The sequence below is a fragment of the Methanobrevibacter sp. genome (assembly GCF_017431965.1).
Taxonomy (GTDB): Archaea; Methanobacteriota; Methanobacteria; order Methanobacteriales; family Methanobacteriaceae; genus Methanocatella.
Window position 1 is genome coordinate 1 of record NZ_JAFRKB010000046.1, and the last position, 17973, is coordinate 17973.

At 32.5% G+C, this 17973-nt stretch carries 21 protein-coding genes and 1 pseudogene; 14 read left to right on the forward strand and 8 right to left on the reverse strand.

Features of this window, described 5'->3' with window-relative positions:
* The 4 genes and pseudogenes from IJI93_RS06355 to IJI93_RS06370 all read left to right on the forward strand — a co-directional run.
* Positions 1-215: pseudogene (locus IJI93_RS06355) on the forward strand (chlorohydrolase); the annotation flags it as partial.
* Between the two features lie 43 nt (positions 216-258).
* A complete protein-coding gene (locus tag IJI93_RS06360; RefSeq protein WP_292821339.1) occupies positions 259-681 on the forward strand; it encodes a universal stress protein in 423 nt (140 codons plus the stop codon).
* Positions 682-724: 43 nt separating this feature from the next.
* Positions 725-1564, forward strand: coding sequence for a CBS domain-containing protein (locus IJI93_RS06365; RefSeq protein ID WP_292821340.1), 840 nt, complete (start codon positions 725-727; stop codon positions 1562-1564).
* A gap of 10 nt (positions 1565-1574) precedes the next feature.
* The gene (locus tag IJI93_RS06370) at positions 1575-2030 is read left to right on the forward strand and encodes a hypothetical protein (RefSeq protein WP_292821342.1); all 456 of its coding nucleotides are present in this window, start codon (positions 1575-1577) and stop codon (positions 2028-2030) included.
* 4 nt (positions 2031-2034) lie between these two features.
* Here the strand turns inward: IJI93_RS06370 and IJI93_RS06375 are convergent, their stop codons facing one another.
* Genes IJI93_RS06375 through IJI93_RS06390 form a run of 4 tightly spaced genes read right to left on the reverse strand, consistent with a single transcriptional unit; the run spans position 2035 to position 5545 of the window.
* Positions 2035-3042 (reverse strand): ATP-binding protein, encoded by a 1008-nt coding sequence (locus tag IJI93_RS06375; RefSeq protein ID WP_292821344.1) that lies wholly within the window; start codon positions 3040-3042, stop codon positions 2035-2037.
* Positions 3039-3692 (reverse strand): TfuA-related McrA-glycine thioamidation protein, encoded by a 654-nt coding sequence (locus IJI93_RS06380; protein ID WP_292821346.1) that lies wholly within the window; start codon positions 3690-3692, stop codon positions 3039-3041. Before IJI93_RS06380 ends, IJI93_RS06375 begins: the two co-directional genes overlap by 4 nt.
* Positions 3693-3697: 5 nt before the next feature.
* A complete protein-coding gene (locus IJI93_RS06385) occupies positions 3698-4900 on the reverse strand; it encodes a YcaO-related McrA-glycine thioamidation protein (RefSeq protein ID WP_292821348.1) in 1203 nt (400 codons plus the stop codon).
* Between the two features lie 3 nt (positions 4901-4903).
* A complete protein-coding gene (locus IJI93_RS06390) occupies positions 4904-5545 on the reverse strand; it encodes a site-2 protease family protein (protein WP_292821350.1) in 642 nt (213 codons plus the stop codon).
* 49 nt (positions 5546-5594) lie between these two features.
* Between IJI93_RS06390 and IJI93_RS06395 the strand changes: the two genes are divergently transcribed.
* The gene (locus IJI93_RS06395; RefSeq protein WP_292821352.1) at positions 5595-6608 is read left to right on the forward strand and encodes a M24 family metallopeptidase; all 1014 of its coding nucleotides are present in this window, start codon (positions 5595-5597) and stop codon (positions 6606-6608) included.
* Between the two features lie 51 nt (positions 6609-6659).
* On the opposite strand, the gene IJI93_RS06400 is transcribed toward IJI93_RS06395, so the two are convergent.
* On the reverse strand, positions 6660-7373 hold the full coding sequence (locus tag IJI93_RS06400; protein ID WP_292821355.1) for a DUF4013 domain-containing protein: 714 nt from the start codon (positions 7371-7373) through the stop codon (positions 6660-6662).
* Between the two features lie 459 nt (positions 7374-7832).
* Between IJI93_RS06400 and IJI93_RS06405 the strand changes: the two genes are divergently transcribed.
* From IJI93_RS06405 to IJI93_RS06415, 3 genes are all read left to right on the forward strand, one after another.
* Entirely contained in the window at positions 7833-8759 is a 927-nt protein-coding gene (locus tag IJI93_RS06405; protein WP_292821357.1) for a type II secretion system F family protein, read from the forward strand.
* Positions 8759-8941 carry a class III signal peptide-containing protein gene (locus IJI93_RS06410; RefSeq protein WP_292821359.1) on the forward strand — a complete coding sequence of 61 codons (183 nt, stop codon included), beginning with the start codon at positions 8759-8761 and terminating at the stop codon, positions 8939-8941. The genes IJI93_RS06405 and IJI93_RS06410 overlap by 1 nt, the downstream gene beginning before the upstream one ends.
* Positions 8942-9558: 617 nt before the next feature.
* Complete coding sequence (locus IJI93_RS06415; protein WP_292821361.1) at positions 9559-10971, forward strand: lactaldehyde dehydrogenase; 1413 nt, start codon at positions 9559-9561, stop codon at positions 10969-10971.
* 123 nt (positions 10972-11094) lie between these two features.
* Here the strand turns inward: IJI93_RS06415 and IJI93_RS06420 are convergent, their stop codons facing one another.
* Positions 11095-11817: a tRNA-binding protein gene (locus IJI93_RS06420; protein ID WP_292821363.1), complete on the reverse strand. Its 723-nt coding sequence runs from the start codon at positions 11815-11817 to the stop codon at positions 11095-11097.
* Positions 11818-11986: 169 nt separating this feature from the next.
* Between IJI93_RS06420 and IJI93_RS06425 the strand changes: the two genes are divergently transcribed.
* Genes IJI93_RS06425 through IJI93_RS06440 form a run of 4 tightly spaced genes read left to right on the forward strand, consistent with a single transcriptional unit; the run spans position 11987 to position 14600 of the window.
* Complete coding sequence (locus IJI93_RS06425) at positions 11987-12388, forward strand: PRC-barrel domain-containing protein (protein ID WP_292821365.1); 402 nt, start codon at positions 11987-11989, stop codon at positions 12386-12388.
* Positions 12389-12446: 58 nt separating this feature from the next.
* The gene (locus IJI93_RS06430; RefSeq protein ID WP_292821367.1) at positions 12447-13211 is read left to right on the forward strand and encodes an aspartate dehydrogenase; all 765 of its coding nucleotides are present in this window, start codon (positions 12447-12449) and stop codon (positions 13209-13211) included.
* Positions 13211-13927 carry a tRNA(His) guanylyltransferase Thg1 family protein gene (locus tag IJI93_RS06435; protein WP_292821369.1) on the forward strand — a complete coding sequence of 239 codons (717 nt, stop codon included), beginning with the start codon at positions 13211-13213 and terminating at the stop codon, positions 13925-13927. Before IJI93_RS06430 ends, IJI93_RS06435 begins: the two co-directional genes overlap by 1 nt.
* Positions 13928-13931: 4 nt before the next feature.
* Positions 13932-14600, forward strand: coding sequence for a Mov34/MPN/PAD-1 family protein (locus IJI93_RS06440; RefSeq protein WP_292821371.1), 669 nt, complete (start codon positions 13932-13934; stop codon positions 14598-14600).
* A 95-nt stretch (positions 14601-14695) separates the two neighbouring features.
* Here the strand turns inward: IJI93_RS06440 and serA are convergent, their stop codons facing one another.
* Entirely contained in the window at positions 14696-16270 is a 1575-nt protein-coding gene (gene serA / locus IJI93_RS06445; protein WP_292821373.1) for a phosphoglycerate dehydrogenase, read from the reverse strand.
* A 176-nt stretch (positions 16271-16446) separates the two neighbouring features.
* On the opposite strand from serA, the gene IJI93_RS06450 reads away from it, so the two are divergent.
* Together IJI93_RS06450 and IJI93_RS06455 are read left to right on the forward strand one after the other, a co-directional pair.
* Complete coding sequence (locus IJI93_RS06450; RefSeq protein ID WP_292821375.1) at positions 16447-16785, forward strand: heavy metal-binding domain-containing protein; 339 nt, start codon at positions 16447-16449, stop codon at positions 16783-16785.
* Between the two features lie 77 nt (positions 16786-16862).
* Positions 16863-17588 (forward strand): hypothetical protein, encoded by a 726-nt coding sequence (locus IJI93_RS06455; RefSeq protein WP_292821377.1) that lies wholly within the window; start codon positions 16863-16865, stop codon positions 17586-17588.
* On the opposite strand, the gene IJI93_RS06460 is transcribed toward IJI93_RS06455, so the two are convergent.
* Positions 17585-17971 carry a hypothetical protein gene (locus tag IJI93_RS06460; RefSeq protein ID WP_292821379.1) on the reverse strand — a complete coding sequence of 129 codons (387 nt, stop codon included), beginning with the start codon at positions 17969-17971 and terminating at the stop codon, positions 17585-17587. The genes IJI93_RS06455 and IJI93_RS06460 overlap by 4 nt on opposite strands.
* Between the last annotated feature and the right edge of the window lie 2 nt (positions 17972-17973).

Genomic DNA, 17973 nt, shown 5'->3' on the forward strand with positions numbered 1-17973 from the left:
ATTATATTAATCCAAAAGACTTATTGAAAATGGCAACAACAAATGTTTGTTACAATAAAATCAATGATGTTGTTGGAAAATCTACAATTGATGTCGGCAATGATGCCGAATTTATTGTGTTAAATTCTTTTTCTAAAAATCCTTATTTAAATATAATAAATAGGTGTGAATCGAAAAATATATTATATACCATTAATAAAATAGTTAATGTATAATATTATAGATGCTTATCTAGGTATTATAAAGGGGATTTAAATCATGTATAAAAAAATATTGGTCCCTACAGACGGGTCAGAATTTGCTAAAAAGGCGCAAAAGCATGCATTGTTTCTAGCCAATATTTCTGGTGCGGAAATTGTTGCCGTAAGCGTCACTGAAAATAATTTCATTAATGGAATTCCATTAGATGATGAAATTTATCAGTTAAATCAAATTTTAAATGAAAGATCTGAGGAAAACCTTAAAGAATTTGATGAATTAAATGAATGTGATGTAAGTATCACCCATGTAATTAGAGAAGGTTCTCCTGCAAAAGTCATTTTGGAAGTGGCAAATGAAGAAAATGTTGATTTGATTGTTATGGGAAGTTCAGGTAAATCTGGCTTTGATCGATTTATTATGGGTAGTGTAGCAGATAAAGTCGTTAACTCTGCTAAATGCGCAGTACTTGTAGTGCATTAGATTGCTGCCTTTGTTTCATATTAATTATTATATAGGTGTTTTTATGTTAGTCAAAAGAACCATGTCTAAAAATGTTGTAAGTGTTTCCGTTCCTGGAAACAGGGAAAAAGTTTTAGACCTAATGAGAAAAGAAAATGTAGCAGTACTTCCAGTAGTAAAAGAAGACACTGATATATTGGTGGGTGTTATTACACGTTCAGATTTAATTAATAATCCTGATGAAGAACAAATTGCGATGTTAATGACCAGAAATTTAGTTACTATCAGTCCTGATGATGATGTAACTGATGTGGCTCGTGTAATGATAGAAAATGATGTAAGGAGAGTCCCGGTTATTAATGATGATGGTGAATTAGTGGGAATTATAACTTCATTTGATTTAGTATCTAAAGCATTAACCAAAATCACTGTTGATGATGCTGTAGAAAATTATATGATTACTACAGTTCCAACAACTTGGGAAAAAGCTCCATTAAATGTTGCTTTTGAAACAATGAATCAATTTGGCTTAAAATCAGTATTGGCTTTAGATGATGATGCTAAATTATCAGGTATTTTAACTGAAACCGATTTTATTTCTGAAATTGAAATTATCTCTGAGAGAAGTGAACACAGTTCCACTGTCGGTACTGAAGGAGACAAATGGTCTTGGGACAGTACTTCTGTATTATACATTGAGAAAAATCATTTAAAATTCACTGACAAAGTTGTTGCGGATGTTGCAATAGGCAATGTTGAAGTGGCTAACTCAAAAACCAAAGTTACTGACTGTGCTAAAAAAATGAAATCCTTAAACATTGAACAAATTCCTGTAATTGGTGTTGAAGGAGATTTAGTGGGTCTTGTAAGAGCTAGTGATTTAATTAAAGCATTAGTCGAATAATTGTGATATAATGGCTGTTAGTCCAGTTTTGGTAATTAAAGTTAGTGATAGCGTTGTCAGTGTTCGTGCAAGATTATACGATGATTTTGCTGAACACGAAATTATTCTTAACTCGGTAATTACATATTGGTGGGCTAATAATCTGCCGCCTGCTAAAAAATTTTTAGAGCTTTTTGATTCAGTCATTAAAAGGACTATTAATGAAATAATGCCTCACAAAATATTAAATTTAAAATATGAGGTCAAAGCTAATCAGACCTTGGATGATGCTTCCGAAATTGAAGTAAATCTGTGCAGTGTCGATGCGGATGGCGTCGGGTTTAAAATTGAAGGCAATCATTTTTCATTAAGTGGACTTAAAAACGTTCCCGATGATTTTGAATCAAAAGAGTTTTCTTTAACTTTTGACCAAAGCATTGAAACTCCAGACATGGTTTTAAAAAAATATAAAGAAATGAAAAACTAACATTTTAGATATTTCTTCTGATTTTAGGTAGTATTTCCATAAAGGCGTATAATGAATTTCCATAACTTTCGAAATTATTACCTTCAATCAATCCACTTTTTTTTATGCAAATATTTTCTGTTATAATCTCATTTTCATTTTCATCTTCAGTTTCTAAAACGAATTTTCTTGTATCTTCAATGTTTATCGTGAATGGAAGTTGGTATCTAAATGAACCTTCATTATAGTTGATGGTTATCTCTTCATTATCATCAATTGATGTTTGATTTAAAGATAGTTCATTAAAACCTTTATCTTTTAATTCATTGTTAATCTGTTTAAATTTATCGTCCTTTGTCAATTCACTAACATCATCTACTTCACATACATATGCATTTCCAAAATCCCTAACTTTGACAATTTCACATTTTGTATTATTTAAGATATAATCTTCACAGTAGCTAATCCTTTCAATTTTTTCTTTGGTGATTTTTGTATTGGTCGGTATTCTTGTTGCAAGGCAGGTTGTTGATCTTGAATAGGGGATGCTGTTCTTATTTAAGTATTCATGGATTTCTTTTGAAGTTAGCTTAGCTTCAATCAATGGTGTTTCAAATTCTTTTGCATATGTAATTAAAATTCCCGGACGGTCTGAAACTAAATCGCTGATGTTGTTCCCGTCACATATGAAGTCAAAACCCTTTTCGTGTGCTTTAGCTTCAATTTGTGAATACATTAGGTTTCGGCAGGTGTAACATCTGTCCGGAGCATTATCTAAAAAATCAGCATCAGCATAAAAGTTTATATCAATTATCTCATGTTTTATTTTAAACAGGTTTGCTGCTTCTTGTGTATGCTTAATAAAATCAGTTGGCATTAGATGGTTGTCAATAGTGATAGCTAGCGTATCTGAACTTACTTTGGAGGATAAATATGCTATTAATGTGGAATCTGCACCCCCGGAAAATCCAACAGCCACTTTTTTATCTTTTAAAATTTCTTTTACAATCTCAATTTTTTCATCTAAATTCATTTTATCATATTTTTAACATGTTCAAGTAACTCTCGAGCATCTTCTTTTTTAATATCCGGGGATTGCCGGATGAAATCAATCAATTTGTCTTTTTTATCATCATCCAGACTGGATTTGCTTAAAGTCTGAGAATAATTCCTTTTTGGATAATAAGTTTTTTTAGCAATGCTTAACAGTTCGTCCTTTTCACTTTCGGTTATAATGTTTTCACTAACTGCATTTGTAAAGACATATTTCATATTAATTAAAGGCTCTGAAAGGGCTTCTAATGTTTCACTGTCAAGCATTACCGCAACGTCGTCATCCGAGTCAACTTCACCGCTTGCATACTGATTATAAACATAACCTATACCCATCATGCCGAGTGTATCAAGTTCGGATGCTCTTAAAGCCCCCATACTTGAAGCTCCAAATACTTTTACTCCTGAATTGATTACGGAAAGTATTTCCTTGTGTCCTACTGCGGAGTTCTGGTGAAATACTCCATCAATTATCACAATAATGTCAGGATGCTCTTTTAAAGCTAAATTTAAATCTCCTCTTTTAATGGGCCTTTTATAGATTACTTCAATATCATCACTTGAATCTAGAATTTCACGAGCTTCATCAAAAGGAATTGATAATCCTGCATAAACTATAATTTTAACCATACTAATCAGACTTTTAGGAATCTATAACCTGCTCTTGACGGATCAATTGTGTAAACTTCCATTTCTGGAATAACAACGCGCACAACACTCACATCAAGTTCTGGCCTTGTCAAATCAACATATAATATCTTTTTTATATCATTAGCAATTAATTCATTCTTAACGATTTCAATGTCTTTTGTAATGGAAGAAGTGCTCTTATTTTCAATATCCGATAATTTAATTTGGTCTTCTTCTTGTTTAAAGTAATATTTATTGATTCTTTTCATTCTTTCATAGCCTGCTTCACGTGAAAAATCCGCCCTTACGGTATCTTCACGGGCTCCGTTGATTTGTGTTGCCCTACTTTGTGCCACTTCGGTAAGCGCTCTTAAAATTGCAACTTCCGGGTCCAGGTGTGTTCCCATGCCCAATGTCAAAAGTCCCGCATCTTTTGTAACGGTATCATCTGCAGAAGCGGCTATTGTTGGGATTTTAATATCTGCAGTAAAATCCATTAATTTAATTTTAATGCCTTCACTTTCGAATTTGTCAACGGCATCATTAATGATTTCACTTTCGATGCTGTCCAAGTCAATTTGAGCATAATTTTTATGGGTTAGCTCAAAAATACTCCATGCATCCCTTTCAATTACTTCAAACATTCCATGTAGGATGGCTTCTTCCAGGATATTTCCGGAAGCAAGTCCATTGGTATTTGATTTAAATAAACTGTTAATATTATTTTCATGAGTGTAGGGGTGGAAAATTGCATTTGTTGGAATGTAATATTCCTTACCAGAAATTATGTCCTTGGATTTGCTCCATTCCAAATTCAAATCGTCAATATCTTTTTTTTCAAATTCTTTAGGTAAATTCAAGGATTTAGGATCAATATATTCTCCAAGTTCTTCAATTTCAGATAAAGTTGCAGTAACGGTTTTATCATAATCCTTTCTCTCGGCGGAATATCTCTCAAAACCCTCCATCATTGCAGACGCCTTTGCATGGTCTTTTGAGATTCCTTTGCCCCCATAGATACTTACTGCACCTTTTTCAGCTGTTGGTCTAATTGCAGTGTAAATCGGAAGGCCAACTCTATCCAAATCAGTGATGTCTGCAATACGGGTTATCCCTGCGGTCTTTAACTTTTCTTGATTGATTTCAATAGTTTCACTTGGAGCTATTACTCTGTGTGTTCCTTTAAAATATTTAATTTCTTCACTCATTTTCTATAATCCCATTATTAATCTAACTACGTTTTCAACGCCTATTGTCATATTTAATAATGTCATTATGCCCGCAATAGCTATTGTAATAACCCAAATTCCAGCATTCCATCTTAATACTTTAGATCCGTCTAGGTTTCCAATAGGCAATAAGTTAAACAATGCCAGGAAACTGTTGATTGAAAAACCCATTGAACAGACTATGAATATTATTAAAGATATTTGTGATGTAAATGCAGAGCTGTAAACTAATATTGCTACTGCTATAAATGCTAATGCCAGAACTATATTGACAATCGGCCCTGCAATAGATATTTTACCATTAATTTCATCTGTCATATAATTTGCATATGTGTAAACTGCACCTGGAGCCGCAAATACAAATCCGAAAAAGGATGTAACAAGTGCAAATAACAATCCTTGTGGCCATAATTTGAATTCAGCCCAGTAACCGTATTTCATGGATACAAATTTATGTCCCAATTCATGTAGGATAAAACCTAACCCTACGCCAACCATAATAAATGGAAGCAGGTTAAGCAATGCATTAACATCTCGATGGGTGTTTGCAATTCCAAAACAGAGTGAAATCACGACAAATGCTATAATTAAATCTCTTATTTCACTACTTGTAAACTTAAACATAGTTTTAAAATATCTAATTTTATATATAAAGTTTTTTCTAATATTAAATATGGACTTACATTTAGATAATATTTTGAAAGATATGCAAAAGGATAATATTCAAGGTTATCTGCTCACGGAATTTAATAATGTTAAATATATTTCAGGTTACAAGCCAACCAGTTTTGCTTTTTGCGTAATTAAAGAAAATCCAATAATTTATGCTTCAAAGATGGATATGGAAGTGGCCAGTAATAACTCTTTTATTGAGGTTAGGGAATATGAGTCAATGGAAGTGATGATTGGTGAGCTTAAAGATGAAGGGATTGCAAGATTAGCTATTGAACCTAGCCTTGCTTATGGTACATATGAAAAGTTCAGGGATGATTTTTCTGTTGAATCAAAGGCATACATCGGAAAACAAAGAATGATTAAGACACCATCTGAAATTGAAAAAATCAAAAAGGCAACTGAAATTGCCCAAAAATCATTCTTGGAGTTGGATATCTTAAACAATAATGATAGTGAAAAGGCCATGGCATTTGATCTTGTGCGATTGATGATTGAAAACGGCGCGGATAAGGAATCTTTTGATACTATTTTAACAAGCGGTGCAAATTCAAGTCTTCCTCATGCAATTCCAATGGCTAAAAAATTGGAACAACCTATTTTAATTGATTGGGGAGCTATTTTTGAAGGATATTGTTCTGATAATACTCGTACAATAGTCTACACAGAATATCAGCATGAGATATGGGATATTGTGGCTGAATCACATGATAAGGCTATCAAGGCAATAAAACCTGGAATGAAATGTTGTGAAATTGATAAAGTTGCACGGGATATCATTTCTGAATGCGGATACGGCGATAAATTCATTCACTCAACAGGACATAGTTTGGGTCTTGATATTCATGAAAACCCAGGATTCTCCATTAAAGATGAAACAGTAATTGAAAAAGGTATGATAATGACAGTGGAGCCAGGAATATATTTGGAAGGTGAATTCGGAGTCCGGTTGGAAGACACTGTTGAAATTTCAAAAAGAGGAACTGTAATTGGTGATTTGCCGTTGAGTATCTGAAACTATTTTTAAAATAAGTTTCAATTAAAAAAAAGAAAAAAGGTGGTTTATTTATACGTCAGAGTATAATAAACCTATTGCTCTGTTTGTGAAAAATGCCATATAAACAAAGAAGATACCCATTAAAATTCCACCAATGATGGAATTCCAGTTTGTAATTGCTCCAATAATGAGCAATATAATAAATGCAATAATGAACACTAAAACTGCTAATAAAATAATTTTTAAGATACCTACTCTGGATATGTCTCCAATAGCTTCCCCGATAGCTAAAGCTTCACCTAAATCATCGGTTTTAGCTAATCTGCATCTTGCCATAAATGCAGCTATTGAAAATACAATTGTAATAAGTATGATGACAATTGAAGGTATAAGTCCATTACCGATAAGGAATCCGATTATTGCAGCGAGAATTATTGGGATAATGTAGTAAACGATATCTACAATAATCAATTTGATAGCATTTGAAACTTGTCTTACAATGTCAATACCTGGAGCACCAGGGTCCCTTTTAATTCCGAATTTTACAATGTCTAATTCATATCCTGCGATTAACAAGAAAATGATGACTGATATGAGAACTCCAATAATTCCAAGTCCTCCAGCTAATGCACCGTTATTCATAGAAGTGCCTGTTGCCACTCCAACAACTGTGCCTCCGACGGCAATACCAGCAATGATACCTAAAACAACATATATTATTAATGCTTTAATATTATTAATCGGATATACTAAAGCATCACTTATGATTTCCATAATTTCCATATTATACACCTTTTTTTAAAATAAATTAACTCCATTTAACGAGTCATTCTAATTTTTATTGATTATCTTATATAAATATTGTTGAAGTCGTTTAATTAATCTAAGAGGAATTTTAGAATTCTATTAAATAGTTAGACCTTATTTTTTTATTAAATTAGGCAATAAGATTATATGGGGGGATAAATTTCATAGCGATATAATTGGTGTGTAAAAATGAAAATTGCAGATGGTTTAAAATTGTATCTGACGGATTGGAAAAATTTCCTTACATGAGGTATTGTAGGCGTAATCTTTCTTTATTATTGTTAGAATGAAATGCTCCAAAGATAATGATGATAAATAATTTTTTCTTTATCATTCAACAATATTTTTCCTAAAATTATATCAATTCTGTTTCTTTGTAAAATTGATTTTAAAAACAACAAACACTTTATATTCTTTAAAATCCAATGTTATTTCATGAAATTTAAAATAATAAATGATTTAGCATTATTTTTAGACAATATTATTCCTGAAAAGTATTTATCAAAGTTACAGGAATTTTTGCTTAGTGGAGCTATTTTTACAGAAGCAAGCAGGGTTTTGGCGATGATTATAATTTTCATTTTAGCCAGTGAAATTGCTTTAACATTCACATTAACGCTTCTGAACTTGCCCGTATCACTATTAATTTTGCCGTTTTTCACAATCCCCGGACTTTTCACATATGTTGTTGTTCAACAAGAGCGGAGAGTCCAAGAAATTGAAAAGACGTCACCGGATTTCCTAAGACAGCTATCGTCGATGCTTCAAGTAGGTTTGAGCTTCGAAAATGCAATGGAAGACATGTCCCAGTATGGGGAGGGGCCGATGTATGATGAAATGAGAAGAGCAATTATAGAAATCCGTATGGGCCGCAATTTTGATGATTCATGGAGGGCTATGAGCAAACGTTTAAAATCAAGGGAACTGGAACGTGTTTTTAGTATTATTTTAGATGGAAGAAAAAGTGGATCTGGCATATCTGGTGTATTGGAAGATGTCTCAGATGATTTGCGTGATTTGCTTGCTTTAAAAAGAGAGCGAAAATCATCTGTTATGATGTCGGTTATGTTTCTTCTGATTTCAGCAATTGTTGCAACACCTTTTGCAATTGCTATGGTTAGCGTTTATTCAAGTTTCATGCAAAGCTATGGGATGGAATCTGATATTATTTTGACGGCACCTGTTGCGGGTGAAATTTATTTGATAATTCATTCAGTCCTTGTTTCATTTATAATTAGTTTAATCATGTACGGCGAGTTTAAAAAAGGAATAAAATTTTCACTGCCTCTCGCAACGGCATCCTTTGGAATATTCTATGTGATTTCAACCTTTGGAGGATCATTATTTATGGTGGGATTTTAATGGATAATAAAGGTCAAACATCAGCGGAATTCATTCTGCTTTTTGGCGGAATAATGGTTGTGGTCTTATTGGTGATTTACATGTATAACAATTATATTTCTGATTTAAGTGGTCAAATTGAATCAAAGGAGGTTAATGAGTTTAACAGTCAGTTGAATAATCTCTGGCGTTATTTTAGATAGTTTTTAAGTTTTTTCTTGAAAAAAATTTTTTTCTAATAATCTTTTGATTTTGTCTAAAATTTTTATTTTTTATTTAATTTTAGTTATTTTTTTAAATTAACCTCAATTAACATATTAAATCATATTTTCATGGATATTATTCAGATATTATAATTTATTGAGTCTATTCTTCAAACTAAATTATGATGGTGTTGTTTTTTAAAAATCTCAAATCAAATAAAATCAGTAATATGGATGTCTTATTTTTATATGGCTATGTTAATTAACTTCAGTTTTCTATAAACTGATTGTTTGAAACTTATTTTTTCATTTAATTCATTTTATATCAATTATTGTAACAGATTCATTAGCGAGTAACTCAAAAAATTTTCCATATTTTCATTTTTAAAAAATCAATATTCTTATTTCACTAAATAGTAGTTTAAAATTTCATTTATTAAAGAATAATGGTCAAATAATAATAAAACAAAAATATTTATTTTTATTTAAAAAAATCAAGTATTTATGTAAGTTACACTTGAAATGCACCTCTCACTTTCGAGAAAATTATGGTGATAAATTAATAGGACAATATATTTATTTATTTTTAAAATTTAAATCATAATTAAGGTGATAAAATGGATATGTTAATTGGCGGAAAACACATTACTAGTGATGATTTTGAAGAGGTTAAAAATCCATATGATGGTGAAGTTATTGATACTGTTCCGATTGCTCACAGGCAAACTGCAGATTTGGCAATTACTGAAGCAAATAAAGCAAAGGAATCTCTGCAGGAGATGTCTGCTTTTAAGGTTTCAAATAAATTATATGGTGTGTGTGAAAAACTAAAAGACAATCGTGAGGATTTTGCCGAATTGCTTACAAAAGAAGTGGGAAAACCAATTAATGAATCTTTAGTGGAACTTGACAGATCAATTGAAACATTAAAACTTGCAGCTGAAGAGGCAAAAAGAATCTATGGTGAAAGCGTTCCTTTAGATGCAGGTTTGAACGGAAAAGGATTTTTCGCATTCACACAAAGAGTCCCTTTAGGTGTTGTTGCGGCAATCACTCCTTTTAACTATCCGCTTAATTTAACAATTCACAAAATCGCACCTGCAATTGCATGCAAAAACACTGTAATTATAAAGCCACCAACAGAAGCGCCTCTAGCAGTAATGAAATTTGCTGAAATTTTAAACGAAGAGTTTCCGGATGGTGTCGTAAACACGGTGACAGGTTATGGCTCGGAAGTTGGAAATTATTTGGTTGAATCACCTAATATTGATAAAATTTCATTCACAGGTAGTGTTACCACAGGTTTGATGATATCCCAAAAGGCCGGAATGAAAAAGGTTACTCTGGAGCTTGGAGGTAATGATCCGTTAATTGTCCTAAAGGATGCCGATATCGATAAAGCTGTAAAAGGAGTCATCAATGGAGCATTCCTAAATGCGGGGCAGGTGTGTATGGGTGTTAAAAGAATCATTGTTGAAGATGAAATTGTCGGCGAATTTACCGAAAAGTTAGTTAAGGAAACTGAAAAACTTATTATGGGCAATCCTTTGGATAAAGAAACTACTCTTGGAACACTAATTAGTGAAAAAGCAGCAATTCAAGTCGAAGAAACAATTAATAATGCTGTAAACTCTGGTGCTAAAATATTGACTGGAGGTAACCGTAATGGGGCGTTCTATGAAGCTACAGTTATTGACAATGTCACATCTGATATGGATTTGGTTGTAAGTGAAACATTCGGCCCTGTTGCACCGATAATCCATGTTAATTCATTAGATGAAGCTATTGGAGTGGCTAATGATACGGAGTATGGCCTTCAGGCAGGAGTGTTTACATCAGATTATGCATCTGCAATGAGATGTGCCCAAGAAATTGAAGCCGGAACAGTATTTGTTAACAAGCAATCTACTTTCAGAACAGATAATATGCCGTTTGGTGGCTTTAAAAATAGTGGAGTTGGAAAAGAAGGGATAAAATATGCCGTAAATGAGATGACTAAAACAAAATTGATTGGGTTGAATTTAAGATGAGTGGGTGGTAAAACTAAAACTTTTTCAATTTAATGTCTATTAAGATTGGAATTAATTCGTCATGGGTTTAAATCAATTTTATAAAATGGAATAAATAATAAAAAAAGAGATAAGTAATTAAACTTATTTTAAATAGTTTTCAACAAGGTTACGTGTTTCATTTAAAGATTCCATTGGTATTCCTTTTGGCATGGCGCCAAGTTCACCGTCAACCTCTTTGAGGATACTTCCGTCCATTCCGAGAAACATTCCTTCACTGACAATATCACTAAATGATTGCGGTGGAAGCAAGGACACTCCAACTTTATTTTCATCTTTAACATTTAAATCATTGGTAACAACTGTAATGGCTCTCTTTCCCAAATTCACATTACAAATTGAGAGTTTATCATTTTTAGGATGGCTGGTTACACTCATTACTTCACCAACTTTAATGTCAACTCCCATAATGGGATCGTTAATTGGACCTAATGCTAATCTGTCTTTCAAACCGATTATTGTATCTAAGAAAAATCTCACTTTGGCAATGTTTTCCTGTGTTTTTTCACGATCTTCTTTTGGAGCATTGCTCAAGAATTTTTTATTCCAATCTGGTCCTCCTAAACATTCAATAATCTTTTCAGCTTTTTCTTTTAAGGCTTTAACATCTGGAGAGTTTACTAATTCATCTCCTTCAAGGTAAGAATATATCAATGATTGAAAATCACTATTCATTTGCTTTCCTAATTCAACAGCTTGTTTTTTATTCCAGCTTCCCCTAAATGAAGCTGTTGGAATGAGATTTAGATAATTTTCTCTTGCTTTGCTTGCTACTAAAATCCTATAATCTTTAGTTGTATCCCACAATTTAAAGTCTCCTTGTATTCTAAATTATAGTTTAATTCGATATATTTAATAAATTTTTTCTTATTTTTTCTATAAAAGGCGATTTTTTACTTTAAAAAACATAAACTATTTATATTAACAATAAAATAAATTTATACATATTTTAATTATTATTACTTGTGGTGTAAACATGGTAGAAGTTTCAAAATTACGTAGTTTAGATATTTATACAAATACAGGACATTATGTTGGTCGTGTCGAAGATGTTATTCTCAATATTAGATTAGGAACAATCTCAAAATTACAAGTTAGAGCTATTGAACAAGAAAGAAAACCAGCTGGATTTGTTAATTCATTTTTAGGCAGTATTCGTGGCGAAGTTCCTGAAGAAAATGAAATGAGGTCTTTCCAAAATGATTTGTTAACTGTGGACTTTGATAAAGTTCAAGCTATTGGAGACATTATGTTAATTAATCCTAGGGATATGAAAAAAATCAACCCAGAACCTCCTATCCCTGAAGTAGCTCCAAAACAACCTGAAACTCAACCACAAAACGAAACTCAAGTCCAATTTGATGCTGAAAGATTATAGATAATCTTTCAAAAATTCTTTTTTTATTTATTCTGTTTAATTATTTAATGTGATTTTTATGAAAGTAGGTATTATAGGCTGCGGAGCCATTGCTAATATTATTACTACAAGCATTGTTCCTGAAAATAATGGCATTGACATCGCATACTTTTTTGATAAGGATATTGAAAGGGCAGAAAATTTGGCTTCTTTTGCAGGAGGCATAGCAGTTCTTGATTTTGAAGAAATGCTTAAAAATGTTGACCTTGTTCTAGAATGCGCTTCACCGGATTCCGCCAGATATTTTGCGCCTCGGGTATTAAGTGAAGGTCGTGACATGATTGTAATGAGCATTGGTGCATTCATGGATTATGAATTTTATCAGAATGTTGAAAAGATAGCTAAAGAAAATAATGCTAAAGTTCACCTTCCTTCCGGAGCTATCGTTGGTTTGGATGGAATCAAAGCGGTTGCTAAATTTGGTTTAAAAGAAATAAAACTTGTTACTCGCAAATCACCTAAATCTCTTGGTAAGGATATTGATAAAGAAGAAGTATTATTTGAAGGAAAAGCCTCTGAAGCGGTCAAAGAGTTTCCATTAAACATTAATGTTGCTGCAACTATTAGTATTGCTTGTCAAAGGGACATTGATGTTAAAATTATTGTAGATCCGAAAGTTGATAGAAATGTCCATGAAATAACTGCCAAAGGGGACTTTGGGGAGTTTAAAACAACCACTATGAACTATCCTTGTTCAGCAAATCCAAAAACTAGTATGTTGGCTGCACTTTCAGCAATAAGATTACTTAAGAGTTTTAATGAAACCATTAGTGTGGGAATGTAATGAAAGAATTTGAAGTTTATTCCTCTTTAAAAGTTCCAAGAAACTCTAAAATAATTGTTAGGCTAGATGGCAGAAGTTTTCATAAACTGGCTAAAGATTTAAAATTGCAAAAACCTTATGACGATAATTTTTATAAGGTTATGGCAAATGTATGTGAAGATTTATTTAAAGAATTCTCTCCAATTTTAGTTTACACATTTTCAGATGAAATAAGCTTGCTAATGGATAAAATTCCTTTTGATGGACGTATTGAAAAAATCAATTCGGTAACGGCTAGTTTTGCTGCAAGTTCGTTTGTTATTAATTACGGTGTTGACTTTAAAAAACCTCCTTCATTTGATTCTAGGATTATTCCGATATCCGATGAAGATGTATTGAAATATTTCAGGTGGAGACAAGATGAGTCCTGGAAAAATTGTATTGCATCACATGGTATTTCCTTCCTAAAATCAAAGTATTCAAATAATGAAGCTAACGATAAAATAAATGGTCTCAATTCTAGTGAAATTCATGAATTATTATATCGCAATGGCATTAATTTAAACGATGTCGAAACTTATAAAAAAAGAGGAATTGCAGTATATAGGAAAAACAAAAAAGTTGAAGGATTAAATAAAAAGGAAAATAAAAATCAAGTTTCATATAGGTCTTATGTTTATGTAGATTGGGATGTTCCAATATTCAATGAGGAATTTTTTGAAAATTTAATTTGGTGATTTAATGGGATTTTTTTCAAAAATTTTCAGCAATGACGATGAAGAGTTTAAAGAAGTGAGGGTAGACAGGGAAGTTCTAGATTCTGTAATTTATTATTCTAAGAAAGCTTATCCTAATGAGTTTTTAGCTTTTTTTGATGGTGAGATAATCGATAAAGTGCTTTATATTACTGGTTTGATATTTGTCCCTGGTGAAACTTGTGAAACTGGTGCTGTTGTTCACACAGATATGATTCCGGTCACTACCAAGTATTGGGGGTCTGTGCATTCACATCCCGGCCCAAGTGCATGCCCTTCCGGTCCGGATTTAAAGACATTTTCTAAAAACGGATATTTCCACATGATTGTATGTCTTCCATATTCTTTAGAGACATTTAAAGCATATGACCGATACGGTGAACCTCAAGATTATACCCTTGGGGATTATAGCCATTTAATTGAGGATTATTCTGATGAATTCTTTGATGAAGATGATGTGCTTAAAGATACTGATGAATTTAAGCCGGGACTTCTTGATGAGGCGGATGATGAATTTTTTAAAACTGGAGACACATTTGTGGACCATTATCGGGAATATGAAGAAAATCAATTAAAAAAGAATAATCCGACATTAACAATCGAAATAAATCCTGATGGCACTATAAAAAGGATTTCAAGGGAATTTAAAAAATAGCTTTTTTTTTAACAATTTTTGCAAAAATCAGATAGTATCTTTAAAAAAAGAAAAAAGAAGGAAAAAATAAAAACAATATGGTGAAAATTGTTTTTTTATAATTCAAGTCCAATAGCTTCATAAACATTATCTAAAGATTGGATTTCTTTAATAACGTCTTTTGGAATTTCTTTATCTAAAGTTAAAATCATGATGGCTCTTCCGCCTTTTTCATCTCTTCCAACTTGCATAATTCCAATGTTTACGTTATGTTCTCCTAATTTTGTACCGATTTTACCGATACTTCCAGGAATATCTTCATATTTTGCAATAAACATATGTCCTTCAGGGATAACATCAACCCAGTAATCATTTACTTTTAAAATTCTTGCTTCGTGCAATATTGTTCCTTCAGCAGAAAATATGTCATCAGCACTTTTAGCAATAACTTTGATTAAAGAGTCATATCCTTTTGCATTGTCTTTTCTTCCTTCAGTAATGCTTATGCCTCTGTCTTTAGCAACAAGAGCTGCATTAACTGCATTTACAGGGGAACTTAAGAATGGATTCACAGCACCTTGAATCACGGTTCTAGTTAATATTTCCAAATTATCAATTTCAGCTAATTCCCCGCTGTAAACAATTTCGATTTCTTTAATTTTGCCATTGACGGCCTGAGAAATGAAACTGCCTAATTTTTCACATAAGTCTAAGTATGGAGATACCTCTTGGTAGGTTTTATGATCAATACGTGGCATGTTTAAAACATTTTTTGGAGTTCCGCCTTTGAATAAATCAACAATTTCATCAGCCACAATAATAGCTGCATCCCTTTGAGCTTCTTTAGTTGAAGCAGCAATGTGAGGAGTTAATACAATATTATCAAGTTCAAATAATTTTGAATCTTCTGCAGGTGGTTCTTCTTCATAAACATCTAGTGCAGCCCCACCAATTTTATCATTTGCTAAAGCATCGTATAAAGCTTCTTCGTCGATTATTCCTCCACGTGCACAGTTGGTGATGAATGCTGTATCCTTCATGATTTCGAATTGTTCAGTAGAGATTAAGTGTTTGGTTTCAGGAGTAAGAGGAACATGAATTGTAATGAAGTCAGAGTTTTTAAGAACAGTTTCTAAATCGGTCAATTCCACACCCATCTGTTTTGCAACTTCTTCCGGCAAGTATGGGTCATAGGCCATTGCATCCATTTCAAAAGCTTTACACCTGTTAACTACTTGGGAACCAATTCTTCCCATTCCAATTACACCGAGAGTTTTGTTTCTGAGTTCAACTCCCATGAATTTTTTCTTTTCCCATTTTCCTTCTTTAACGGATTTGTCAGCAATAGATAATTTGCGAGCAAGAGTAAGTAATAATCCCATTGTGTGTTCTGCTACAGTAATGGAAGTGGATTCAGGTGAGTTAACTACCATAATACCTTTTTCAGTTGCAGCATCTAAGTCGATGTTGTCTACTCCAACACCTGCTCTTGCAATGATTTTCATATTTTCTGCTTTTTTAATAATATCGGCAGTAAGCTTTGTTCTACTGCGCACTACGATTCCATCGTATTCGTGTATGGTATTAGCTAATTCTTCAGGAGTAATGCTTGTGTCAACAACAACTTCAGCAACTTCCTTTAAATTTTCAATACCCTTCTCATTAATAGCATCAGCAATTAATACTTTCATATTTTCACCATAAAATTGTTTTTTTTAAAAGAATATTTAATAATAAATATTAGTTAAAATTATGTTTTTTATTATATTTATAATTTCAATAAATTGCATTACAATAACTATTTTAATTAGTAATCCAAATATTAATTAACAAATTAATTTGTTAATTTAAAATGAGGTGATTAGACATGGTATCAGTTGAAGAATTTGCTATTTCAACAGCAAACGATATTCCAGGATTCAAAATTGTTGAAACTAAAGGATTTATTTATGGTTTAACTGTAAGAAGCAGAGGTGCTGGAGGACAGATTGGTGCTGGCATTAAATCTTTATTCGGTGGAGAAATCACACAGTATGTCAAGATGATGGAAGAATCCAGAGAAGAAGCATTACACAGAGCAATCCAGCATGCAAAAGAGTTAGGCGCTAACGGAATTGTCGCAATTAGGTTTGACTCAAATGAAATCTCTGATGTGATGCAGGAGATTCTTGTTTATGGAACTGCGGTTGTCGTTGAAAAAGAATAGGTGATAACATTTTTTCAGACAGTTTTGAAGTTAAAGAAAAATCAGTTCCCCAGACAATTTTGGGTTATGGTCCGTTCATGGCCGAACTTTACTATGGCCATAGATCAAGACTGTACCTTGATGATTTATATAACAATCCTCAAAACGCTTGTGAGGTTATCCAAGAAGCTTACAGTCAGGGTGTTAGGGCCATTAACTTGGTAAATAATCCCAATTTGCTTGAAGCATATAATCTTGCAGCCGATGCGGGATGTGAGATGAAGGTAATTGCAACTATAGGCAAGTCTGATGTTGATTATCTGAATCCTAATTATGAAGTTGCAAAAGAAGTTGATTGGGATGAGGATATTGAGCTATTTTCAAGCTATGACTGCCCTTTAATGTTGGTGGATGAGTTTATAGTTGACGCTTATGATTGGAAGTTAACTTCAAAAATATTGTCTGAAATTAATGATGCCGGCGCACTTTCAGGTATTGTAACTGCATTTCCATCAAAAACAACAGATTTGCTTCCAGATAATTTGGATATGGATTTATTTGATGTTTATATGATTCCATTTAATTCTATTTCTTATATGATGGATATTAATGCGTTTAACGCTTCCCAAAGACAGGAATTTGTTGATAGAGTCTTAAATTTAAATAAAAAAATTATAGCTACAAGGATTTTGGCGGCAGGTGTTTTAAAGCCAAAAGAAGCTTTTGCATTTTTAAAAAATATTGATTATATTGACGCTGTTTCAATAGGGGTTGCTAAGGTTGAGGAAGCCCGTGAGGATTTCACTCTTTTAAATGAATATTAGAATTTCACTACTTCATATTCTTCAAAAGGAACCAATTTTTCATTTTCCATTGATTCGTTTAAATCCTTCAGACCATTGATTAAATCTTTTATGTTCTTATTTGATGGTTTTTTACCTGTAATCTGAAGGTATTGTCTTGGTGAAATCTCACAATATTCACATTTGAAATTACAGCATCTGTCCTTTTCTTCACAGCCATAGCCTTCCTGATTTTCATCTGTACCAATAACGATATCGTCCAATATTTTAGATACTCTTTCATCTGATGCGAACATAGCAATTTTCTGTGTTTTTCCGCAAATTCCGATGGCCTTTTGGCCAGCATAATTACAAACCCATTTTATCGGGTAATTTTCTAATCCGTCAATACTTAAATTCTCCATAT